This is a genomic window from Bradyrhizobium sp. USDA 10063, assembly GCF_054063735.1.
The window spans coordinates 3514851-3535681 of sequence record NZ_JBSSGP010000002.1; the positions used below are offsets into that span (position 1 = coordinate 3514851).

The window sequence follows — 20831 nt, forward strand, 5'->3', positions numbered from 1 at the left end:
CATGCTGGCGGGAAGCGAAACGGCGTTGATCGTTGTACTGGCGCTCGCATTCGACGCGATCATCGGCGATCCGGATTTGCTGTGGCGCCGTTTCCCTCATCCGGTGGCGCTGATGGGCTCGGCCATCAACCTGCTCGATCGCGCGCTGAACCGCGAGCACTGGTCGGCCGCACAGCGCAAGGCCGCGGGATGCCTAGCCACGGGCGTGCTGGTCGCGATCTGCGCTGGCCTTGGCCTGCTGCTGCAAGCCGCGCTGGGGTGGACACTGCTCGGGCAAATAGCCCAGGGCCTTGTGGCCTCCATCCTGATCGCGCAGCGGAGCCTCTATCAGCACGTCAACCGGGTCGTCTCGGCCTTCACTGGCGGTGGACTTGCCGAAGCAAGGCGCGCGGTATCCATGATCGTGGGCCGCGATCCGGAACAGCTCGACGCCAGTGGCGTCTCGCGTGCAGCGATCGAATCTTGCGCAGAGAATTTTTCCGACGGCGTGGTCGCGCCGCTGTTCTGGCTTGCGCTGCTGGGGTTGCCGGGATTGTTGGTCTACAAGGTCGTCAACACGGCGGATTCGATGATCGGCCATCGCAGTCCCCGCCATGAGTCCTTTGGCTGGGCGGCGGCGCGGCTCGACGATCTGCTCAACCTCGCGCCTGCAAGGCTGGCCGCGGCGCTGATCGCCATGGTCGCGCCGATCATAGGTGGCTCCACCGTGCAGGCCCTCAAGGTGATGTGGCGCGACGCTTCAAAGCACAGGTCGCCGAACGCGGGCTGGCCGGAAGGCGCCATGGCAGGTGCGCTCGGTCTCGCCCTGGCCGGGCCTCGCCGTTATGGCGACCGCCTCGTCGATGACCCCTTCCTCAACACAGGCGCGCGGCTGGACGCCGGCCGTGCCGATATCCGTCGCGCACTCAAGCTGTTGATTGCCGCCTGCTCGCTGGAAGCAATGATCTATGCGGCGCTGGTGTTGGTGATCTAACGGCTCCTTGCGATCTCCAGCATGCGATCGATGTCGAGATGCATTTCCAGATGGTTGGCAAGGGCATCGAGCGCCGACTCGATCTTTGCTTCGTAGGCGACAGACGAAGCGATACCGAGATTGGCAAGCCACGTCTTTCGGAAGCTGTCATTGACGAACAGCCCATGCAGATACGTCCCCTGCACGCGGCCATCGGCTGAGCCGGCACCATCGGGCCGGCCGTCGATCATGGCCACAGGGCGCGCGCAATCTTCGCCACTGGTGCGGCCGAGATGGATCTCATAGCCTTCGACCGGGCTGCCTGTGGCGCAATGAATACCCTGCATGAGCGTCGTCGATTTGTTGGCATCCATCGTCGTGGCAATGTCGAGCAGCCCCAGCCCCTCGACCGTGCCCGCCGGGCCATCGATGCCATCGGGGTCTGTGATCGTCCGGCCGAGCATCTGGTAGCCGCCGCACAGTCCAAGCACCTGACCGCCGCGCCTGGCATGCGCCTTGATGTCGATATCCCAGCCCTGCGCGCGCAGGAAGGCGAGATCGCCGATCGTCGATTTGCTGCCGGGCAGGATCACGACATCGGCGTCGGCCGGGATCGGCTCGCCCGGCCTCACGAACACCAGCCTGACGCCAGGCTCCATGCCCAGCGGGTCCAGATCGTCGAAATTGGCGATGCGCGCGAGCACGGGAACGGCGATGACCTTCTGCGCGGAAGATGCCTGCACGCGATCGAGATCAACGGCGTCCTCCGCCGGCAGCCAGGCGGCCTGGGGCAGCCACGGCACCACGCCGAGCGAGGGCCAATTGGTCAGACGCGTCACGGCTTCGAGTCCCTGGTCGAACAGCCTGGGATCGCCGCGGAACTTGTTGATCAGGAAGCCGCGAATGCGCGTGCGCTCCTCCGGTTCCAGCACGAGATGGGTGCCAACGAGACTAGCGATGACACCGCCGCGATCGATATCGCCCAGCAGCACGACGGGTACATCGGCCGCCGTCGCGAATCCCATGTTGGCGATGTCGCCGGCGCGCAGATTGATCTCGGCCGGACTGCCTGCGCCTTCGACGAGCACGATATCAGCAGGGCGGGCGAGATGCGCGAAACTGTCGAGCACGGCGGGCAGCAGCGCGGCCTTCTTTCCGAGATAATCGGCCGCGCGAAGCGTGCTGCGTCGCCGGCCCTGCACGATCACCTGCGCGCCAGTGTCAGTCTCGGGCTTCAGCAGCACCGGGTTCATATGGACGCTCGGCGGCATCCGCGCGGCGCGCGCCTGCACCGCCTGCGCACGGCCGATCTCGCCACCATCCACCGCCACCGCTGCGTTGTTCGACATGTTCTGCGGCTTGAACGGCGCGACCTTGAGACCGCGCCGCACCAGCGCCCGCGCCAAACCCGCGACAACAGTCGATTTCCCCGCATTCGACCCGGTGGCCTGGATCATCAGCGCCGGCGTCGGCCGTGTCATCAGAATTCTATCCCCTTCTGGGCCTTCACGCCGGCACGGAACGGATGCTTGACCAGCGTCATCTCGGTGACCAGATCGGCCATCTCGATCAGCGAGGCGTGCGCGTTGCGGCCGGTGATGACGACGTGCTTGTCGGCCGGCTTCTCATCACGGAGAAAGGCCAGGATTTCGTCGATGGGAAGGTAGTCGTAACGGAGGACAATGTTGAGTTCATCCAAAAGCACCATGCGATGATGATCGTCGCGGATCAGCTCCTTGGCGCGCTCCCAGCCTTTCCGCGCGGCTGCAATGTCGCGCTCGCGATCCTGCGTTTCCCAGGTGAAGCCCTCCCCCATCACATGCAAGGTCACGAGCTCTGGAAATCTGGCCAACAGCCGCGCTTCCCCGGTATCCCATTTCGGCGACTTCGTGAATTGAACGACGGCGACGGGATAGCCGTGACCGATATGCCGAAACACCATACCGAGCGCCGCTGATGTCTTGCCCTTGCCGGTCCCGGTATGGACGATCAGCAGGCTTTTTTCGCCCGTCTTGGTCGCCATGATCTTGTCGCGTGCGGCCTTGTGCTTGCGGGCCTTCTCGCGATGGCGGGCATTCTCGTCGACCTCTTGGGATGGGCTCGTCATGCGATTTCTTTCTTTGCTTCTTGCAGGCTTTCGGCAATCAAATCCGCGGCGCGATTGGAGCGTGGCGTCCATAATCCGCGCCTGATTGCTTCCGCGAACCGGGCAGCCATCTCGCGGAGTGCGGCCGGGTTGGACTGCTCCATGAAACTTCGCACGCGGTCGTCTTCGAGATAGGCCGCGAACAATTGATCGAAGTGATGATTTGAGACCGCGTCAGTCGAGGCGGCGAAACCGAACAGATAGTCCACGGTCGCGGCCATCTCGAATGCGCCCTTATAGCCGTGCCGCATGACGCCAGCGATCCATTTCGGATTGGCTGCGCGGCCACGCACCACGCGCGATATCTCATGCGCCAGCGGCCGCACCGCCGGCATCTCGGGCCGTGACGTATCGATATGCGCAATGCGCGGCGCCTGCCCGCGCAAGGCCGACACCGTTGCCGCCAGTCCGCCCATGAATTGATAGTAGTCGTCGGAGTCCAGGATATCGTGCTCGCGGTTGTCCTGGGCCTGCGCGATCAGGTCGACGTCGGCCAGCCGCGCGGCAAGATCGTCACGGGCAGCACTGCCCTCGGCCCCTGCGCCATACGAATAGCCGCCCCAATCCAGATAGACGTCGGCCAGATCGGCGCGATCATTCCAGCCGCCCTCGTCGATCAAGGCTTGCAGCCCCGCGCCATAGGCGCCCGGCTTCGAGCCGAACACGCGATGGCTGGCGCGGCGCGCGGCGATCTCGCGGCTGACGCCGCTTGCTTCCAGCGCCTGCCGGCGCCGGCGAACATTCGCCGCGATGGGATTGGCGTCATCTGGTTCGTCGAGGGCCGCAACCGCCGCCACCGCGCTTGCGATGATGTCCATCTGGGTCGGAAACGCGTCCCGAAACAGGCCCGAGACACGGAATGTGACGTCGATACGTGGACGCTTCAGTTCGGACAGGGATGTGATCGCAAAGCCGGTCACCCGTCCGGAGGTCTCCTCCCACGTGGGCCGGACGCCGATCAAGGCGAGCGCCTGCGCAACGTCATCGCCGCCGGTGCGCATGTTGGCGGTCCCCCAGGCCGACAGCGCAATCGTGCGCGGCCATTCGCCGGTTTCCTGCCAGAAGGATTCGACAAGCCGTTCGGCCGCCAATTGCCCGATCCGCCAAGCCGAGGGAGTTGGCACCGCGCGCACGTCGACCGCGAAGAAGTTGCGCCCGGTCGGCAGCACGTCGGGCCTGCCACGCGTCGGCGCGCCCGACGGACCCGGAGGCACGAAGCGGCCGTCAAGACCGCGCAGCAATGCCGTCATCTCCTGCGGCGGACTCGCGTCGATGGCCGGTCGCAATCTCGTTTCGAACCAGTTCAGGACAGCGATGGTGCGCATCCATGACGGGTCCGGCTTCATCTCACGCGACACCAGCCGCAGCGCCAATTCTTCGATCCGCTCGACGGTGTCTCCCGTCGTCCGCCATAGGTCCGAGCCGAGCTCGGCCAGAACCGCCGGTCGTGGCCCTTTGAATGTGCCAGCGAGATCGCGGGTCAGCGGATCGAAATCGGCAAGACCGAGATCGAGCGCCAGCGAGCGATGCAGCGAAGCGTCTTCAGGCTTGCGGTCCGACCGCGGCACGCGCGCGATCGACACGAGCAGATCGGCGCATTGTCTCGGATCGGGCGCACGCCCGAACACGTGGAGGCCGTCGCGGATCTGCATCTCCTTGATGTCGCACAAATGCGCGTCGAGCGCGCGCAGCGCCTCGCCGACCGGCATGTCCCGCGTCAGGTTCACATCCGCATCGAGCCGCTGCGCCCGCGCCGTCGAAAGGATGTCCTCGGCGATGACAGCGGCGCGCTTCGGATCGAGGTCGGTCGCGACCGAGTATTCGTCGACCATCGATTCCAGCCGTGCCAGATCGTCATGCAATCCGGCGCGGGTCACCGCCGGCGTCAGATGATCGACGATGACCGCGGAGGTGCGGCGCTTGGCCTGGATACCTTCGCCGGGATCGTTGACGATGAAGGGATAGAGGTGCGGCAGCGGACCGAGCACCGCGTCCGGCAGGCAATCGGCGGAAAGCCCGGTGCTCTTGCCGGGCAGCCATTCCAGATTGCCGTGCTTGCCGAGATGAACGATCGCGTGGGCGTCGAAGACGCGACGAACCCAAAGATAGAATGCCAGATAGTGATGGGGCGGAACGAGGTCCGGATCGTGATAGGTGCTCTTGGGATCGATGTTGTAGCCGCGCGCCGGCTGCACGCCGACAACGACGTTGCCGAAGCGATGCAGACCGAGACGGAACATGCCATCGGTGACATGCGGGTCTCGCGCCGCGTCGCCCCAGCGCCCGGTGACCGCACGACGAACATTGAGAGGGAGCGCGCCAAACGCCGCCTCGTATTCGGCGAACGGCCATGAGGCGCCGCCACGCCGCAACGCGCGGCCTTCGAGTGCGTTGGTCGGTCCCTCCTGCAACAGCCGCATCATGTCGGCCGCATCATCGGGCGCGCCGGGAATCTCGTATCCCTCGTTCCCCATCGCAGCGAGTATCCCGATCAAGCTTTGCGGCGTATCCAGGCCGACACCGTTCGCAAGGCGGCCGTCGCGGTTGGGATAATTGGCTAGGACGATGGCGACCCGTCGCTGGTTCGCGGGCGCGCGGCGCAGCCGCACCCATGCCGCGGCAAGATCGGCCGTCGCCTTGACGCGATCCTCGACCGGTCGGAAAGCTGTCGGCGTGAAGGAGCCGAGGCTCTGTCCGGCTTCCTTGAACGCGATGGCGTTGGCGAAGATGCGCCCGTCGACCTCCGGCAGCACCACATGCATGGCAAGATCGCGCGGATTGAGGCCACGGATCGAGCTTTCCCAGCTCTTTCGGGAGATGCCGGCCTGCGCGACCTGCAGCACGGGACAGTCGGTCTCCGACAATATCCCGGCATTTTCGCGCGCGGTCGCCGTCGCAAACGCCGTCGCATTCACGATGATGTCGGGCGGATGCGCGGCAAGCGCCGCGCGGAGAAATTCGATCGAGCGTTCGTCCTTGAGGCTCGTGACATAGAGCCCGACTACATTGAGCCTGCGGGCTCTGAGCGCAGAGCACAGCGCATTGATCGCGGCCGTATCGCCGCCTGCGACCAGGGCGCGGTAGAAGATCACGACAGCGTTCGCGCGTTCGTCCGTGGCAGGTTCGCCGTTCCAGAAGCCGGCGGCCGGCATTGGCCGCGCCGACGGCGGCCTGTTGCCGTACCCGATCAGATGCGCGGCGAAGCGAAGCGCCAACTGCGCGTTGTCGCTGCCGCCTTCGGTGCAATAGCGCCACAGCTCATAAGTCTCGTCGGCGCCCAACGTGCCGCGCGCGGCCAACGCCGCGTTCCAGTCGGTTTCGCCGGGAATGCAGGCGAACAACGTCCCGCACTCAATCGCGTCGCGCCGAATGCTCTCGACGCCATGCGGCCAATAGCTTTCCCCGCCGAGCATCCGAAGCACGACGATCTTGGCTTCGCGGAGCGTGCGCTCGACATAGAGATCGACCGAGGCGGGATGACCGAGAGCCAGCAGATTGGTCAGGCGGACACTCGGGAAGTCCGCAGGCAATGCAGCGTGCGCCGCGCCGAAGGTCGCCAGATCACTATCCGCTGCAGACAATATGACGATGTCGGCGGTGTCCTGCCCGAGGTCGCGAGCGATATCGCCATCGTCGATGCCGCCGCCGCTGTCGAGTTTCAGATGCATGCTCGCCTTTCAAGAGGCTATCCCGCAAGCGCGCGGCGCGCCGCGTCGGCGTCAAAGCCCTTCAGGCCGATCACGACCAGATGCTCGGCCTGCCTGGCATCGGGCCGCGCGAACGCCAGTTCGACACGGCTGCCGACCGCCTGCACCACGATCGGCGCAGGCTTCTGCGCGATCCGCGCGTGCCCCTTGACCCGCAGCACGCCCGCCAGACCCAAGACGCCGCTGACGCGCATGCGCATCGCCTCCACGCTCTCGGCCGCCGCAGGCGTCACGACGATGCTGTCAAAGTCGTCGTGATCGTGCTCCTCTTCCTCGCCATGATGACCCGCTCGCGCGGCGAGATCGTTCTCGGCATCAGCCTTCATTCCGATGAGCACGTCGGGCGCGAGAGCGCCGTGCGAGCGTACGACCTGGACGCCCTGTCTCAATTGTGCGCCGAGCCGCTGTTCGATGCCGCTGAGCACATCCGATGACACCAGATCGCTCTTGGAAAGGACCACAAGGTCGGCGCAGGCGAGCTGGTCCTCGAACACTTCTTCGATCGGGTCGTCGTGATCGATCTCCTCATCCGCGGCGCGCTGAGCCGCGACCGCGTGTTCGTCGAGCACGACCCGTCCCTCTGATAGTGCCAACGCATCGACGACCGTGACGACGCCGTCGACGGTCGCGCGCGTGCGGACCGCGGGCCACGCGAACGCCTTCAAGAGCGGCTGCGGCAGCGCCAGCCCGGAGGTCTCGATCACGATCGCATCCAGCGGCCCGTCGCGTGTCAGCAGCTTGTCCATGGTCGGAATGAAATCGTCGGCGACGGTGCAACAGATGCAGCCATTGGTCAGCTCGACAATATCGCCGGGCGCACAGGCCTTGGCCGCGCATTCCTCGACAAGGCCGCCATCGAAACCGGCGTCGCCGAACTCGTTGACGATGACGGCGATGCGGCGACCGTCGGCCTGCGTGAGAAGCGAGCGCAGCAGCGTCGTCTTGCCGGCACCGAGGAATCCGGTGAGCACGGTGACTGGAACACGGGACATATTTCAGGACTCCTTAAGGGGAACGTTTGAGCCACAGCGGCAGACCGGCCGCGACGAACACGACGTTGGGAACGCTTGAGGCGATCATTTGATTGAGACGGCCCTGAGCATCGCGGAAGTCGCGGCCAAGCCTGGTTTCGGGCACGATGCCGAGACCGACCTCGTTCGACACCAGAACAACAGGGTTCGCAGCGGCGCCAAGAAATTGCGCGAGCCGCTCCGCCTCGACATCCGGATCACGCCCGGCGAGCATCAGGTTGGAGAGCCAGAGCGTCAGGCAATCGACCAGCACCGCGCAGCCGGGCCGCGATACCTGCGTCAAGGCATCGATCAGCGCGAGCGGTTCCTCTACGGTGGTCCAATCCGAACCGCGCCGGCCACGATGATGCGCAATCCTGTCCCGCATCTCGCCATCGTCAGCGGTCGCCGTCGCCAGATACACGCGCGCAAGGCCGCTTTCGGCAATCACCCGTTCGGCAAAGGCTGATTTGCCCGAGCGTGCGCCCCCCAGCACCAGCGTGGTCGAGAGGGAATTCATTTCGGGGCGCTGCCATCTTCCGGCGACCAACTGACGGGCGGCAGCCGCGCCACCATTCCCCTGCGCAGGATTTCGGCGCGCTCGCGCCACGGCACCAGGCCGTACAACGACTTTCGATAGGACTCGACGAAGGACACGACGGCACCGGCACCCTCGGGCTGGAGGTCGCCGAACAGGAAGGTGTAGCCCTCCGAACTCGAAACCGCGACCGTGGTCGGCCGCTTGCACACGCTCAGGCATTGCACGCGACGGATCTGAACGGCAGCATCGCGCTCGCCTGTAGCGACCTGGATCGCGTCGAACATGGCAGGGCCGGCCAAGGCGCCATCGGACGTCTTGCAGGTGATGCAAACGCTCACGACGACGGGACCGCCAGGCGCGGCGTTCGCGGGCAAAAGTTCATCCGGGCGAAGATCTTGCTGATCGAAGTCGTTGCGATCCATCACGACGCTCAAGTCAAGGCCATGACGGCCGCGAGCTTTGTTGGATCGCGTTCGACGGTGGAACGACCATCGAACTCGTTCCGTCCGGTGCACCCCGCCCGACGAACCTCCAAAGCACAATGCGCGATGGCAGGTCTCCTGGCTCGCGGGTCGTTGCCTCTCGCCGCCTTCCCGGTCATCCCAGTGGCTTCGGCTTTGGCTCGCCGCTTACAGTTGCGGGGGCAGCGCCGGCCTTGCACCGGCTTCCCTTTTTCACCTTCCCGAAAGAAGGACCATCGCCGCCACGCTAACTGTCCCCGCGACGGCGGTCAACCGCAGTTGACCCGCACCTTTCCTTCAGTCACTTAAGGCGCGCTCACGAGGCGCCCATGACCTTCCAAATCCCATCCGACTTGCAGATCCCCGCGATCGCTCCAATCGATCAGACGCTTGCTAAGACAATGCGCGCGCGAATCGACGGCAAAGCCAAGCCGCCGGGATCGCTGGGACGAATCGAAGACCTGGCGGTGCAGCTCGGCATGATCGCCCATCCATCCGCCGCAGCGCTACAAAAGGCCGTCCTGCTCGTATTCGCCGGCGATCACGGGCTGACGGAAGAAGGCGTTTCGCAATATCCGTCCGCCGTGACGGCCGCGATGGTGAGGACCTACCTCGCAGGTCGCGCCAGCGCCAACGCCTTTGCGGCTGCGTCAGACGTCAGCATCCGCGTCGTGGACGCCGGCGTTGCCAGCGATCTGCCTGCCCATCCCGACCTCTTCGATGTCAAGATCCGGGCCGGCACCGCGAATTCCGCGCGGGAGGCTGCCATGTCGACCGAGGAAGCGCACAAGGCGCTCGCGGCCGGCTTTGCCATAGCTTCCCGTGAAATCGAGGCAGGTGCCGACATCATCGCACTCGGCGAGATGGGAATAGGCAACACCGCGTCTTCCGCACTCCTGGTGCATCGGCTGGCGCCCGCTTCCCTGGATGACTGCATCGGAGTCGGCGCCGGCCAGGACGAATCAGGCATGGCGCGCAAGCGCGCCGCCATCCACAAGGCAGCCAATCGCAGCGACGCCACGGCGCCGTTCGAGGTGCTCAGGGAATTCGGCGGCTTCGAGATCGCGATGATGACGGGTGCAGCGCTTGGCGCAGCGGCGCATCACCGTCCGGTCGTCATCGACGGCTTCATTTCGTCTGCGGCCGCCCTTGTCGCCGTCAGGCTGGCGCCGGCGACGCGCGACTATTGCGTTTTTGCGCATCGGTCGGCCGAGAAGGGTCACGATATCGTGCTGACGGCGCTTCAGGCGCGGCCGTTGCTCGCTCTCGACATGAGACTTGGCGAGGGCACCGGCGCGTTGCTGGCGGTCCCGCTGGTGCGGGCAGCGTCCCGCCTGCTGACCGACGTCGCCGACCTCAGCGACGTGCTGGAGGGAAAGATCTAGATGAGCCTGGATCGTTTTCGCGACGCGGTCCGATTCCTGACGATCATCCCGGTCGGCGATTCGAAGGATGCGCCCGATTCCGATTGGCTGGCCCGCTCCTCGCCATTCTTCCCGCTGGTCGGCGCGATCGTCGGTCTGGTTTCGGCGGCCGCCCTTCTGTTCACATCCCTCATACTGGGACCGGTGATCGCGGCGCTCATGGCGGTGATGGCAAGCGTCCTCCTCACCTGCGGATTGCACGAGGATGGCCTGGCCGACACCGCGGACGGCTTTGGCGGCGGCTGGACGGTCGAACAGCGTCTCACCATCATGAAGGACAGCCGGATCGGAACCTATGGCACGCTCGCACTCGTTTTCGCGATCGCATTGCGCGTGGCGGCGCTCACTGAGATGCCGGCCTGGACTGGCGCGGCGGCGCTGATTGCAAGTGGAGCCGCCGGCCGCGCCGTGGCGCTGCCGGTCCTCGGCTGGATGAAATATGCCGGCAACATCTCCTCGATGAAGGTGGCTTATGCACCCTCGACGCTCCGGACAGGCGAAATCGGCTTCGCGACGATCGTGGTGCTGCTCGCGCTGACACCGCTCGCTGCGGCCTCCGGCACACATGCTCCGTTCGCCCTTCTTGCCGGCATCGCTTGCGGCATCGCACTGGCAGTTGCCGTCACGCTGTGGTCGCGACGGCTGATCGGCGGCTATACCGGCGACGTGCTCGGGGCCATCGAGCAGGTGTTCGAGGTCGGTTTTCTGCTGGGCGTTGCCGCCGTCATCCGGTCGATTTGATAGTCCACCGCAGCAGCTCGGTTTTTCGACACCGCTCTACAGACTTACCGCAGAAAGATCGGCGCGGAGATGATGTCGTCTGCTTACTCGCGTATTGTTGACAGCGGTTTCTGAAAAAACCTATTGTGATCGCGACGGTTCTCCTTCGGGAGATCAAAAGGGAATGCGGTGCGGGCTCTGTCCCAACGCCGCAGCTGCCCCCGCAACTGTAAGCGGTGAGTCTCTGGTCATGTGCCACTGGATCTCGGATCCGGGAAGGCGATCAGGAGGCGATGATCCGCAAGCCAGGAGACCTGCCGTTTGTCGTGGTCACGGGCGAAACGCGTCGGTCGGGGTGAGCCGAAGCGAAATTCTCAAGGTTAAGGGCGCTTACAGCGCCTGATCCCCTGGGGATTTGTCGCGGTGACGTGTCACGTTGCCGTGGGGGCCCGTTCGGTTCTGCCAATCAGAAAGCTGCCGTAGGTCGTTGCCGGCGTCGTGCGCGGTGATGCATGCCGCGTGCTTTTGCACGCAGGCTCGCGATCGCCGTTCATTTCGCTCGTTGGGGGTTCGTATTGAGAATTCAGTTTAGTGTTGTCGCCGGATTAAGTCGTTTAGCGTTCAAGTCTGGTGTTGCCGGCGCCGCAATGATGGTGCTGACAGCGGGCCTACCGGCTCAGGCGCAACAAGCGGGACCCGATCCTGCGCTGCCGCCGGTGGTGGTGCACCCCGGCCAGCCGAGCGCACGGCCGCCGGGTGCTGCACAGCAGGCAAGGTCACGAAACGCAGCGCATCGCGCGTCGCGAACGTCCCGCTCCAATGCCAACCCCGCCCCGGTGTCGCCGGCTTCCGATACCTCCAGCACGAATCAGGGCAGAGATGGCGTTGACGGCTACGTCGCCCGCACCACCGAGGCCGGCGCCAAGGTCGGAACGCCGATCCTGCAGTGGCCGCGCTCGGTCTCGACGGTGACCCGGCAGGAGATGACCGACCGCGACGTGCAGAGCGTGCGGGACGCCCTGCAATACACGGCCGGCGTGAGCACCTATTTCCGGGAGGGCCAGTTTACCCGCGATTATGTTTCGATCCGCGGTTTCCAAGGCCTGCAATTCCTCGATGGGCTGCGGCTCAACGTCAACAATTACGGCCTGGAACCGTACGGGCTCGAGCGCATCGATGTTCTCAAGGGACCCGCCGCGACCTTGTACGGCCAGGGCAGCCCTGGCGGTCTTTGGGACCTCGTCAGCAAGCGTCCAACCGATCAGGCCTTCGGCGAAGTCCTGCTGCGGATGGGAATACGCAATTCGCTGGAAGGCGCATTCGATGTCGGCGGCCCGGTCACGTCGGATCATTCGCTGCTCTATCGCGTGGTCGGCCTTGGCAGGATCGGCGACGGTCAAATCGACTTCACCAAAGACGAGCGCGCCTTCATCGCGCCATCCTTCACGTGGCGAATCGACGAGGATACGAGCCTTACAATACTCGCGGCCTATCAGAACGATCCCAAGCTCACGGTATTACAGCCGCTGCCCTACGCGGGCACGATCGTTCCCGGCCCGACCGGTCAGTTCATCTCCCGTAACCTGTTTCTCGGGGAGCCCAGCTACCACAACACATCGGTGCAGCAGGCCCGCATTGGCTACGAGTTCAAGCATCAGTTCAACGACGTATTCTCGTTCCAGCAGAATTTCTATTACCAGAACATCGATATCAATCTGAACGAAGTGCAGAGCAGCGCGACCCCGAACACCACGACAACGAACCGGATCGCGGCCAACCAAACCTTCCAGATCGACATGTACCAGATCGACAACCGCCTGAAGGCGGATTTCGATATGGGCCCGCTGCGCCATCATGTGCTGTTTGGCGCCGACTATTCCGCGGTCCCGAATTTCCAGGGTACAGGCACTGGCGCAGCGAGTCCGCTCAATCTCTATAATCCCATCTATGGACAGCCGTTCGCGAGCCCGATCCCGATCACCACATTCCGTTATCAGGATCAGCGGCAGGCCGGCGCCTATGTGCAGGATCGCACCGAGATCGGCCGCCTGTCGGTCCTGCTTGGCGCGCGCTATGATCAACTCCAGCAAGATCAGAAGACCCGCTCGCTCAACCTGGCAACAGGGGTGCTCTCCAACCCGCCCTGGACGCGGCAGCCCGACCATGCCCTGACGTACAACGCCGGCCTGATCTATGCTTTCGACAACGGCGTCGCGCCTTATGCAAGCTACTCGCAGACCTTCACGCCGACGGCAGGTACCGACTTTTTTGGTCGGGCCTTCATTCCGGTCACCGGTGACCAGAAGGAGGTGGGCATCAAATACATGCCTCCCGGCTATGATATTCTGGCGACCGCCGCGGTGTTCGATATCACCCAATACAACGTGCTGACGGCCGATCTGGCGCACAGGGGCTTTGCGGTTCAGACCAGTTCTGTCCAAAGCCAAGGCGGCGAGATCGAGCTGAAGACAACCCGCCTGTATGGCTTCAACATCAGCGCGGCCTACACCTATCTCGACACCAAGGTGATCGCGACCAACACGGCCGGCGGGCTCGGCAAACATCCCGTCGGCATCCCGATGAACCAGGCGTCACTATGGACCACCTACCGTTTTGCAGGCGGAGATTTGGCCGGCGTGACGCTCGGCGGCGGCGTGCGCTTCGTCGGCGATCAAGCGGTCGATGCACTCAACACCCTGGCGGTGCTCTCCTTCACGCTGTACGACTTCACCGCACGCTATGAGCTGGGCGAATTGTCGCCAAGATTCAAGAAGTGGGACATCGCGCTGAACGTCAAGAACCTCTTGGACGAGCGGTATATCGGTTCGTGCGACGACGCGCTCAACTGCTACTATGGACCGGGACGCAACATCACGGGGACCCTGCGTGCGCGCTGGTAAATCGTTCGGGGCGGGCGGCGCGTGACATCAGACGAAGTCTGTACCGCGCTCGACCGGCTGGCCGTCGGAGACTACGCATCTTTCGCCGGCCGTCTGGTGGCCTGGCAAGACCCGCGCGTGGCGTTGGAGGCGGAAAGACTCCTGGATAGCGCAATGCGCGAGGCGATCAATCAACGTTTCGCGCGACGCTTCGAGGTGTTCGATGCCCGCGCCGTGCATTCGATATGGATGAAATGGTATTTGAACGCGTTCATCCCGCCGGTGCGGCTTGCCGACATCCTGTTGGAACAATCCATCTCGGTGGAGCTATCCAGCTTGCGCTTTATCGTCGGCGATGATGCGCGTGTCGATGCGGTGAAGATCGGCGGCGTCAACGACAGCGGCAACCAAGGCCCGTTTCATCGCTTCAAGCCGCTGGTGTTCGATCACTTCGCGCCGCTGATCGACATGTGGTGCGGGAGGACTGACGTCACGGCGCGCGTGTTCTGGAGCAATGTCGGCAATACATTCGAAGCAATGCTGCGCAGGATCGAGGCGGTATCCGGTCCCTCGCAGAGGCTTTCTGAAGCGCGGCATCTCTTGGAGACCGCTGATTGGCACGGCAAAGCCAATCCCTTGTTCGATGCGGTTCACTACGTTTCGGAGAACGGGACCAGCGTCCGCCGTCGGCGCGTTTGTTGCCTGCAATATCTACTTCCCGATCGGCGCTTCTGCAAAGCCTGCCCGATCGAGGAAGCCCGCATCCAACCCCGGCAGGAGGGACCAACATCTTGACTGAAGCGCTCTCGCTGAAGGCCTCCTTGCGGGAAGCAATTCGTATTGCGGCTCCGTATTTTCGCTCCAAGGAGCGATGGAGTGCCATCGGACTGCTATTCTGCACGATCGCGGCACAACTCGCTTTGGTCGCAGCCGATGTGGCGACGAATTATTGGCGCAACGCGTTCTTCCAGGCTTTGCAGGACAAGGATTGGAACGGCTTTCTCATCCAATTCGGCGTCTTCAGCGCCATCGGGGTCTTTTTTGTCCTGGCGACGGTTTATCAGCGCTATTTCACGCAATGGCTCACCATCCGCTGGCGCCGCTGGCTGACGGCCCAGTATCTCGACAGATGGCTGGACGGGCCGACTCACTACCGCGCCATGGTCGCCGGCGGTTATGTCGACAATCCCGACCAGCGTATCGCCGAGGACATCAGGCAGTTCATTGACGGCCTGCTCACGCTAACCATCGGTCTGATCGGTGCGGTCGCCAGCCTGTTCTCCTTTGTCACCGTGCTGTGGACACTCTCGAACCTGACGCCGCTTCGGATATTCGGGGATTCCTATGTGATACCCGGCTACCTGGTGTGGGCTGCGCTCATCTATGCCCTCATGGGCAGCGTGGTGACGCATTGGATCGGCCGCCGGCTGATCGGGATCGACTTCCAGCAGGAACAGCGGGAAGCCAACTTTCGCTTTGCGCTCGTGCGCGTGCGCGAAAACACCGAGTCCATCGCCCTGCTCCGCGGCGAAGCATCCGAGCGCGCTGACCTGCTGGCCCGCCTCTCGGACATCGTGCAAAACTGGTATCGGTTGATGCGTTGGCAACAATTCGTAACGCTGTTTGCCGAGAGCTATCGATACTATTCACGCTATTTCCCTTACTTCGCGCTGGCACCGCTGTTCTTTGGCGGCAGCATGCAGCTTGGCGCATTCATGCAGGCGGGCTCTGCCTTCAATGCGGTGCGGCAGGCCTTCTCCTATTTCATCAGTTCATATGTCAGGATCGCAGGACTCGCTGCGACGGTGCAGCGGCTGTCGCAATTCGATCGCGCCATGACGGAGGCCAGGTCAAGCGATGAACCGGCGTCCCTTGGCGACCAGAGCGGACTTCGCGTCTCGGATCTTGCCGTCAAGGACGCGGCTGGCAGAGAGATTGTCGCTCTCGACGACCTCTCGCTCGATCTGGGTGAGGCAGCGCTGCTGACCGGTGCGTCCGGCGCCGGAAAGACAAGCCTGCTTCGAACTATCGCCGGCATATGGCCTCACATGACGGGCACGGTCGCCCGCGCGGGCGAGAGCATGTTGGCTCTGCCGCAACGCACCTACATCCCGCTTGGTTCGCTCCGCCGCGTGCTGAGCTATCCGGCACCTTCGGAGTCCTTCGAAGACCGACGCCTGCAGGAAGCGCTTGTCGCGGTCGGACTGCCACATCTGCGGTCCTGTCTGGACGTCACCGACGCCTGGGACAGGAAGCTGTCGGAAGGCGAAAAGCAGCGGCTTTCGCTCGCACGCATTCTTCTCGCAGAACCGAACCTTGTGCTGCTCGATGAGGCAACCTCCGGCCTCGACGAACCAGCCGAGCGCGAACTGCATCAGTTGATCCGCCGTCGGTTGCCGAAAGCCGCGATTCTTTCGGCTAGCCATAGCGACGCCTTGCGGGACTATTACGATCGCGTTGTCGATCTCAATGGATATTTTGAGGTGCGCGTGAAGGCATGACCCGTCAGAAGGTCACGGGTCGATCCGCCCGCTGGTTCGTCAGCGGAATTGCCAGCACCAGGATGGATCGCCGCGATCGCGGCGCTCCGTCACGTCGACGCGCATGAAACGATCATGCGCGAGCGCGGCGCCGACCCACAGTTCATTCCAGGCGTCGAACACCACCGGGGACAGCGGGCCGCGTTCTGCCATCAGGCGCCATGAGGTCTGCCGTACCGTCGCAGTTACGCCATGCACGCGCAACTCGGCGTCATCGCCCTGCCCTCGGGCAATGCGGGCGAAGGCGCTGGCGAAGCCCGCGGCGCCGGGACCGACACCGCCGAGGAGCGAAGCGACGTCATCAAAGCTGTGCATCCCGACCAGTCGCGCTGCGGCGCCGGCAAGGTGACCGCCCTCGTCGGGACCGAGCACTGCGATGGTCTCCGGCACGATCGACGTGATGTATTCCATCGCGTAGTTGCGCAGGACCTTCTGAAGGCGCTCTTCGGGCCAGGTGTTTTCCGGAAGCCGTGGCGCAAGATCCGCTCGAAACGGCGGACATTGCTCGCCGGGCGAGAACTGCAGCCGTTCGTCGGGAGTGAGGTCGTGATCCCACTCCTTGTAGTAGCCTTCCAGGCCGGGTTGTCCGTCGACCGTCTGGCCCGTGCATACGAAGCCGAGCCGCGGATTACCGAGGACGACGCCGTTATTGGCATGCCATCCTCGCAACATCGCGCGCGACACCTCCGATGGAATGCCGCAAATCGCGGTGCCCGACCAGATCCAGCGCGGCGGCGGATATCGTACCCAGGCCTTCTGGTCGCTCTCATAGACATACTCGACCCTCACGCCGCCGACCTGGTTCGAAAGATAATGGTATTGCGCGCAGGCCACTGCGTGCGGAAGCTTGTCGAGCCCGAGCTTCTTCAACCCCGGAACAAAGCGGGCCAGTTGCTGGCGTCGGAAGGTGCGAAACACCACCTCCGCCGCGCGCGCAGCGCCGGCGCGGGACGACAGCATCAGGATGAGGCCGGTGAGATAGGAATGGTAGATCAGTTCGACGGCCCGATAGGCGGCGACGTCATCCTTGGCCCGGCTCTCCGCATTTCCGCTCAATTGTTCTTCTCCAAACCAGCGAGGACGAAATCCGCGACAGCTTCAATGCGCAGACGGAATGAGCGCGCGCAAGACGTCCCGATTCCAGCTTTGACGGGCGCTGTCGAATGCAGCGAAATCATGGTCGAACTGCCAGTAGGCCCATGCCCAGCCAAATCGGTCGGCGTTTCTCGCCACGAACGACAGGTATCTCAGGCGGCTTTCCGATGGGGCACGCTCATAAACCCCGAACTCGCCAAGATAGATGGGACGTTTTTCCCGCTTTGACCAGAGATTAATTCTGGTGAAATCAGCGACAACCCTCGCTTCGTCCTCAGAAGCACCCCATTCCAGGGGCCCAATCGTCGAAAATGTTCGGGACCATGGCGCGCCTTGATGCGTAAACCTTATCGGCGCGTAGTAATGAAACGTCACGATAAGTCTTCTGTCACCGGCCGGAAGAGCCAGTTCCTCAATGGGCGCATCGTCGGTGTTGAGAACAGCGGCGATGACGGTTCGCTCAGGGTTTGTGATCCGGATGATGCCAAGGCATTCATTGAGAAGCGCGTTCCATTCGGCCGAGGTCATTTGCCCCCCGGGCTCATTCAGAATTTCAAATATGAGCGCGGGGTATTTCCCTGCATAGCGCGACGCAATCTGTTTCCAGAACGATCTGAGCTTCTCGCCGCATCCTGAGATATCACGCTGGCAAAAATTGGTATCGTGCTCATCGAGAATGGGAATGAGCTTCCTCGCAAGAACCTCTTCGATGACTGTATCAAGGCGCCTTAAGACAGCTTCATCGAGAATGTTCTCGGAATCCATGTGCTTGAAGCCGAAGAAATTGATTCTGACGTGCGAGAAGCCAGCCCTTTGAATTGTAGTCAGGTTCTCCAAACGGAACGGCGCGTTCGCTGCGCCTTCCCAGATGCCATCGTATCCCAGGATATTGATGCCGCGCCCTAACCGGGCCGCGTCGCGAAACGCGATCTGCTCAAACCCATAGGCCTGAGGAATCCACGCTGCAAAGACAAGTGCCAGCAGTGGACGCCTGAACGCTTTTGACGAACGGGCAAGTATGGCGATCATCCTTGCCCCAACTCAGGATAGCTGCGGCTCTTCCGGCCGCACCGGCCGGCAAGTCGCGAGGAAGAAGACCAGCAGGAGCACCGACGTGAACATCGTGGAACGAAGGAATATCGTCTCCGTGAAATTCGTCTGAAAACTGAGGACGGAGAATCCGATGATGAGAGCACAGTGAAACCGATCGATCGATCGGGATGCAATCAGATGGAGCACCTTGTTCGAGAACAGGAAGACGCTTGCCGCAAAAAGCAGGTAACCCAAAAATCCCGTTTCCATGAGAATGGCGATGTAGCCGCTGTGATAGTTGTCAAGTACCCAGCCGTGGTTCTGCTCGAAGTAATCGTAGATTGATTGGGTCGTCCAAAATCCGTTTATGCCGAAGCCGAGCAAGGGTGCATCGTCGAAATGGCTTATTGCGTACTGCCAGATGTAGGTTCTCTCCGTGAAGTCGATCGTCGAGTCAAACAGATGGATGGCGTCGTATCCGGTCACGTAGAAATACAGGATCAGGAAGCCCGCCATGATGCACATCACAAAGGGCAACACCGCATAGACCTTCATGCAGTTCACCGACCGCAGGGAGGTGAAAAGCAGGCCACAAGCCGCCAGTGCCACAGCGCCGGCGCCTCGCGATCCCGATGCGAGGACGCAGGTTGAAGCGAGCAGGAATGTAACAAGGAAGGGGAGCCAGCTCTGCCCGGTTATCTTTCGATAATAGGCAAAGAACATGAGATAGGCTCCAACGAAGCCTAGCGTTTGCTTTGATTCATAAACACCTTGCCATTGACCGTTGTGCATCCAACTGCTGTCAACTCCGATATCCGGCACGAACACCGCGAAAAAAGCGGATGCCGCAACCAGTACGAGGAGGCCGCGAGTGACCGATTTGACAATATCGTCGATGTCAAGTCGCGTGATAAGACAGAACGCGCCGAGGGTCGTTATTGCAAGAGCCGCGCTTTTCATGATGGCGGCGAGGCTCAGATTTGTCCAAAGCACGGAAATGGCGGCAAGGACGTAAAATGAGACGATCGCGACCAGGTCGGGGTTGAACCCTAGCTGCAGATTGGGGCGCACAAACGCGCTTGCATAGATCAGCACGAACCACATCGACAGCGCAGCGAATTGCTGCAGGTAAGTCTGTTCCACCGCCAATAGCGCAGTGTTGAAGGTCCCCATCGATGCAACCACATTGATGGTGATGGACCAGTTCATGACGGCCCTTGCGGCCCGCTCGATGTCGACACCGCGCGCTTGCCGGATCGCGCCGTCAAGCGCGCTCGTATCCATCTGAATTTGTGTTTCGGTCATGGAATGAGCTTCGTGAAGCACGGTTAATTATTCGCTATCGTAGCAGGTTGGATGCGTCAGTCGCGCTTGGTCGCCGTGGAATGGCTCCTGTTGAACAGCAGATAGAGCGCGCGCGGGTTGGTGGTCAGATAGCGCCAGAACAGCCGGCGCGGCTCGAGCCAGACGCGCCAGGCCCATTCCAGCCCGATATCCTGCATCCATTGCGGCGCGCGGCGGCGGCTGCCGGAGAGGAAGTTGAACAGCCCGCCCGAGGTCTTGATGACACCGACATTGGAGAGCCGCGGCGTGAACTCCTCGACAAAGGCCTGCTCGTAGGGCACGCCGAGCGCGACCCAGAGATAGTCGGGCGCCAGCGCGTTGATCTCATCGACCTTGGCGCGCAACGCCTCGCCGCGCAGGTAGCCATGCGAATGGCCGACGATCTTCAGCTTCGGATACATGCCGCGGACCTTGGCGACGGCGGCTGCATTCTCCGCCTCGTCGGCGCCGAACATATAGAACGACAGCCCGGCCGCCTCCGCCTTGCGGGCAACGATGTGGAACAGGTCGGTGGTCGCGACCCGCTCCGGCAGCGGCTGCGATGACTTGAACCGCGACACCGTGACCAGCGGCTGTCCGTCGGCGTTGATGAGGTCGGCGGCGCGAAACAGGCGGTCCGTCATCGGCTCGCTCGAGCAGCGTGCCACCACCTCGCCATTGGCCGAGGTCAGATACAGCGGACGGCTCGCGCGGCGCTCCGGCCAGACCTGTTCGATCATGAAATCGGCGGTCTGCTCGAGGTCAAGCACAGCGAGCCGGAGCCCTCCGACGGTGACGCGGGGCACGCTCGCAGTGGCCGCTCTTCCGATCGGGTTGGCGCGACGTTCGCGTGTATCGTCTGGCTCTGACGGTTGGCGGTCTGACGTCGAGCCCGTTGACAGCGGTGTCGACCCTCCGCGTGGAATGTCACAAATCCGGACAGCCGAGACAGTTCGACCGAAACTGACATGCCGATTGCGTTCGTCCTCGTCCCGTGACGT

General features: G+C 63.0%; 16 protein-coding genes and 2 riboswitches. Of the genes, 6 read left to right on the plus strand and 10 right to left on the minus strand.

Going from position 1 to position 20831, the window contains the following annotated elements; translation table 11 throughout:
* The first annotated feature begins 1 nt into the window (after nt 1).
* The gene (gene cbiB / locus ACVJGD_RS18875) at nt 2–973 is read left to right on the plus strand and encodes an adenosylcobinamide-phosphate synthase CbiB (protein WP_456635755.1); all 972 of its coding nucleotides are present in this window, start codon (nt 2–4) and stop codon (nt 971–973) included.
* Here the strand turns inward: cbiB and ACVJGD_RS18880 are convergent.
* From ACVJGD_RS18880 to ACVJGD_RS18905, 6 genes are read right to left on the minus strand one after another with little or no spacing between them, the layout of a single operon-like run.
* On the minus strand, nt 970–2433 hold the full coding sequence (locus tag ACVJGD_RS18880; protein ID WP_456635756.1) for a cobyric acid synthase: 1464 nt from the start codon (nt 2431–2433) through the stop codon (nt 970–972). The genes cbiB and ACVJGD_RS18880 overlap by 4 nt on opposite strands.
* A complete protein-coding gene (gene cobO, locus ACVJGD_RS18885; RefSeq protein ID WP_456635757.1) occupies nt 2433–3059 on the minus strand; it encodes a cob(I)yrinic acid a,c-diamide adenosyltransferase in 627 nt (208 codons plus the stop codon). The genes ACVJGD_RS18880 and cobO overlap by 1 nt, the downstream gene beginning before the upstream one ends.
* The gene (gene cobN / locus ACVJGD_RS18890) at nt 3056–6766 is read right to left on the minus strand and encodes a cobaltochelatase subunit CobN (protein ID WP_456635758.1); all 3711 of its coding nucleotides are present in this window, start codon (nt 6764–6766) and stop codon (nt 3056–3058) included. Before cobN ends, cobO begins: the two co-directional genes overlap by 4 nt.
* Before the next feature lie 17 nt (nt 6767–6783).
* On the minus strand, nt 6784–7797 hold the full coding sequence (cobW, locus tag ACVJGD_RS18895; protein WP_456635759.1) for a cobalamin biosynthesis protein CobW: 1014 nt from the start codon (nt 7795–7797) through the stop codon (nt 6784–6786).
* A gap of 13 nt (nt 7798–7810) precedes the next feature.
* The gene (gene cobU, locus ACVJGD_RS18900; protein ID WP_456635760.1) at nt 7811–8335 is read right to left on the minus strand and encodes a bifunctional adenosylcobinamide kinase/adenosylcobinamide-phosphate guanylyltransferase; all 525 of its coding nucleotides are present in this window, start codon (nt 8333–8335) and stop codon (nt 7811–7813) included.
* The gene (locus ACVJGD_RS18905) at nt 8332–8778 is read right to left on the minus strand and encodes a DUF1636 domain-containing protein (protein ID WP_456635761.1); all 447 of its coding nucleotides are present in this window, start codon (nt 8776–8778) and stop codon (nt 8332–8334) included. Before ACVJGD_RS18905 ends, cobU begins: the two co-directional genes overlap by 4 nt.
* A 111-nt stretch (nt 8779–8889) precedes the next feature.
* Nucleotides 8890–9070, minus strand: a riboswitch (cobalamin riboswitch).
* Nucleotides 9071–9146: 76 nt separating this feature from the next.
* On the opposite strand from ACVJGD_RS18905, the gene cobT reads away from it, so the two are divergent.
* The 5 genes from cobT to ACVJGD_RS18930 all read left to right on the plus strand — a co-directional run bounded on the left by cobT (nt 9147) and on the right by ACVJGD_RS18930 (nt 16341).
* Nucleotides 9147–10202 carry a nicotinate-nucleotide--dimethylbenzimidazole phosphoribosyltransferase gene (cobT, locus tag ACVJGD_RS18910; protein WP_456635762.1) on the plus strand — a complete coding sequence of 352 codons (1056 nt, stop codon included), beginning with the start codon at nt 9147–9149 and terminating at the stop codon, nt 10200–10202.
* Nucleotides 10203–10982, plus strand: coding sequence for an adenosylcobinamide-GDP ribazoletransferase (gene cobS / locus ACVJGD_RS18915; protein ID WP_456635763.1), 780 nt, complete (start codon nt 10203–10205; stop codon nt 10980–10982).
* A gap of 118 nt (nt 10983–11100) precedes the next feature.
* A riboswitch (cobalamin riboswitch) is annotated at nt 11101–11297 on the plus strand.
* 311 nt (nt 11298–11608) lie between these two features.
* Nucleotides 11609–13861: a TonB-dependent siderophore receptor gene (locus tag ACVJGD_RS18920; RefSeq protein ID WP_456635764.1), complete on the plus strand. Its 2253-nt coding sequence runs from the start codon at nt 11609–11611 to the stop codon at nt 13859–13861.
* 21 nt (nt 13862–13882) lie between these two features.
* Nucleotides 13883–14635, plus strand: coding sequence for a siderophore-iron reductase FhuF (gene fhuF / locus ACVJGD_RS18925; protein WP_456635765.1), 753 nt, complete (start codon nt 13883–13885; stop codon nt 14633–14635).
* Nucleotides 14632–16341 (plus strand): ABC transporter ATP-binding protein/permease, encoded by a 1710-nt coding sequence (locus tag ACVJGD_RS18930; RefSeq protein ID WP_456635766.1) that lies wholly within the window; start codon nt 14632–14634, stop codon nt 16339–16341. The genes fhuF and ACVJGD_RS18930 overlap by 4 nt, the downstream gene beginning before the upstream one ends.
* 39 nt (nt 16342–16380) lie before the next feature.
* On the opposite strand, the gene ACVJGD_RS18935 is transcribed toward ACVJGD_RS18930, so the two are convergent.
* From ACVJGD_RS18935 to ACVJGD_RS18950, 4 genes are read right to left on the minus strand one after another with little or no spacing between them, the layout of a single operon-like run.
* The gene (locus tag ACVJGD_RS18935; RefSeq protein WP_456635767.1) at nt 16381–17436 is read right to left on the minus strand and encodes a hypothetical protein; all 1056 of its coding nucleotides are present in this window, start codon (nt 17434–17436) and stop codon (nt 16381–16383) included.
* A gap of 42 nt (nt 17437–17478) precedes the next feature.
* Entirely contained in the window at nt 17479–18504 is a 1026-nt protein-coding gene (locus ACVJGD_RS18940) for a glycoside hydrolase family 5 protein (RefSeq protein ID WP_456635768.1), read from the minus strand.
* 12 nt (nt 18505–18516) lie between these two features.
* Nucleotides 18517–19812, minus strand: coding sequence for an O-antigen ligase family protein (locus ACVJGD_RS18945; RefSeq protein WP_456635769.1), 1296 nt, complete (start codon nt 19810–19812; stop codon nt 18517–18519).
* Nucleotides 19813–19868: 56 nt separating this feature from the next.
* Nucleotides 19869–20636 (minus strand): WecB/TagA/CpsF family glycosyltransferase, encoded by a 768-nt coding sequence (locus tag ACVJGD_RS18950; RefSeq protein WP_456635770.1) that lies wholly within the window; start codon nt 20634–20636, stop codon nt 19869–19871.
* Between the last annotated feature and the right edge of the window lie 195 nt (nt 20637–20831).

Coding starts and splice junctions, on each gene's coding strand:
- cbiB (WP_456635755.1), top strand. CDS start 2: ATGCTGGCGGGAAGCGAAACGGCGTTGATCGTTGTACTGGCGCTCGCA.
- ACVJGD_RS18880 (WP_456635756.1), bottom strand. CDS start 2,433: ATGACACGGCCGACGCCGGCGCTGATGATCCAGGCCACCGGGTCGAAT.
- cobO (WP_456635757.1), bottom strand. CDS start 3,059: ATGACGAGCCCATCCCAAGAGGTCGACGAGAATGCCCGCCATCGCGAG.
- cobN (WP_456635758.1), bottom strand. CDS start 6,766: ATGCATCTGAAACTCGACAGCGGCGGCGGCATCGACGATGGCGATATC.
- cobW (WP_456635759.1), bottom strand. CDS start 7,797: ATGTCCCGTGTTCCAGTCACCGTGCTCACCGGATTCCTCGGTGCCGGC.
- cobU (WP_456635760.1), bottom strand. CDS start 8,335: ATGAATTCCCTCTCGACCACGCTGGTGCTGGGGGGCGCACGCTCGGGC.
- ACVJGD_RS18905 (WP_456635761.1), bottom strand. CDS start 8,778: ATGGATCGCAACGACTTCGATCAGCAAGATCTTCGCCCGGATGAACTT.
- cobT (WP_456635762.1), top strand. CDS start 9,147: ATGACCTTCCAAATCCCATCCGACTTGCAGATCCCCGCGATCGCTCCA.
- cobS (WP_456635763.1), top strand. CDS start 10,203: ATGAGCCTGGATCGTTTTCGCGACGCGGTCCGATTCCTGACGATCATC.
- ACVJGD_RS18920 (WP_456635764.1), top strand. CDS start 11,609: ATGATGGTGCTGACAGCGGGCCTACCGGCTCAGGCGCAACAAGCGGGA.
- ACVJGD_RS18940 (WP_456635768.1), bottom strand. CDS start 18,504: ATGATCGCCATACTTGCCCGTTCGTCAAAAGCGTTCAGGCGTCCACTG.
- ACVJGD_RS18945 (WP_456635769.1), bottom strand. CDS start 19,812: ATGACCGAAACACAAATTCAGATGGATACGAGCGCGCTTGACGGCGCG.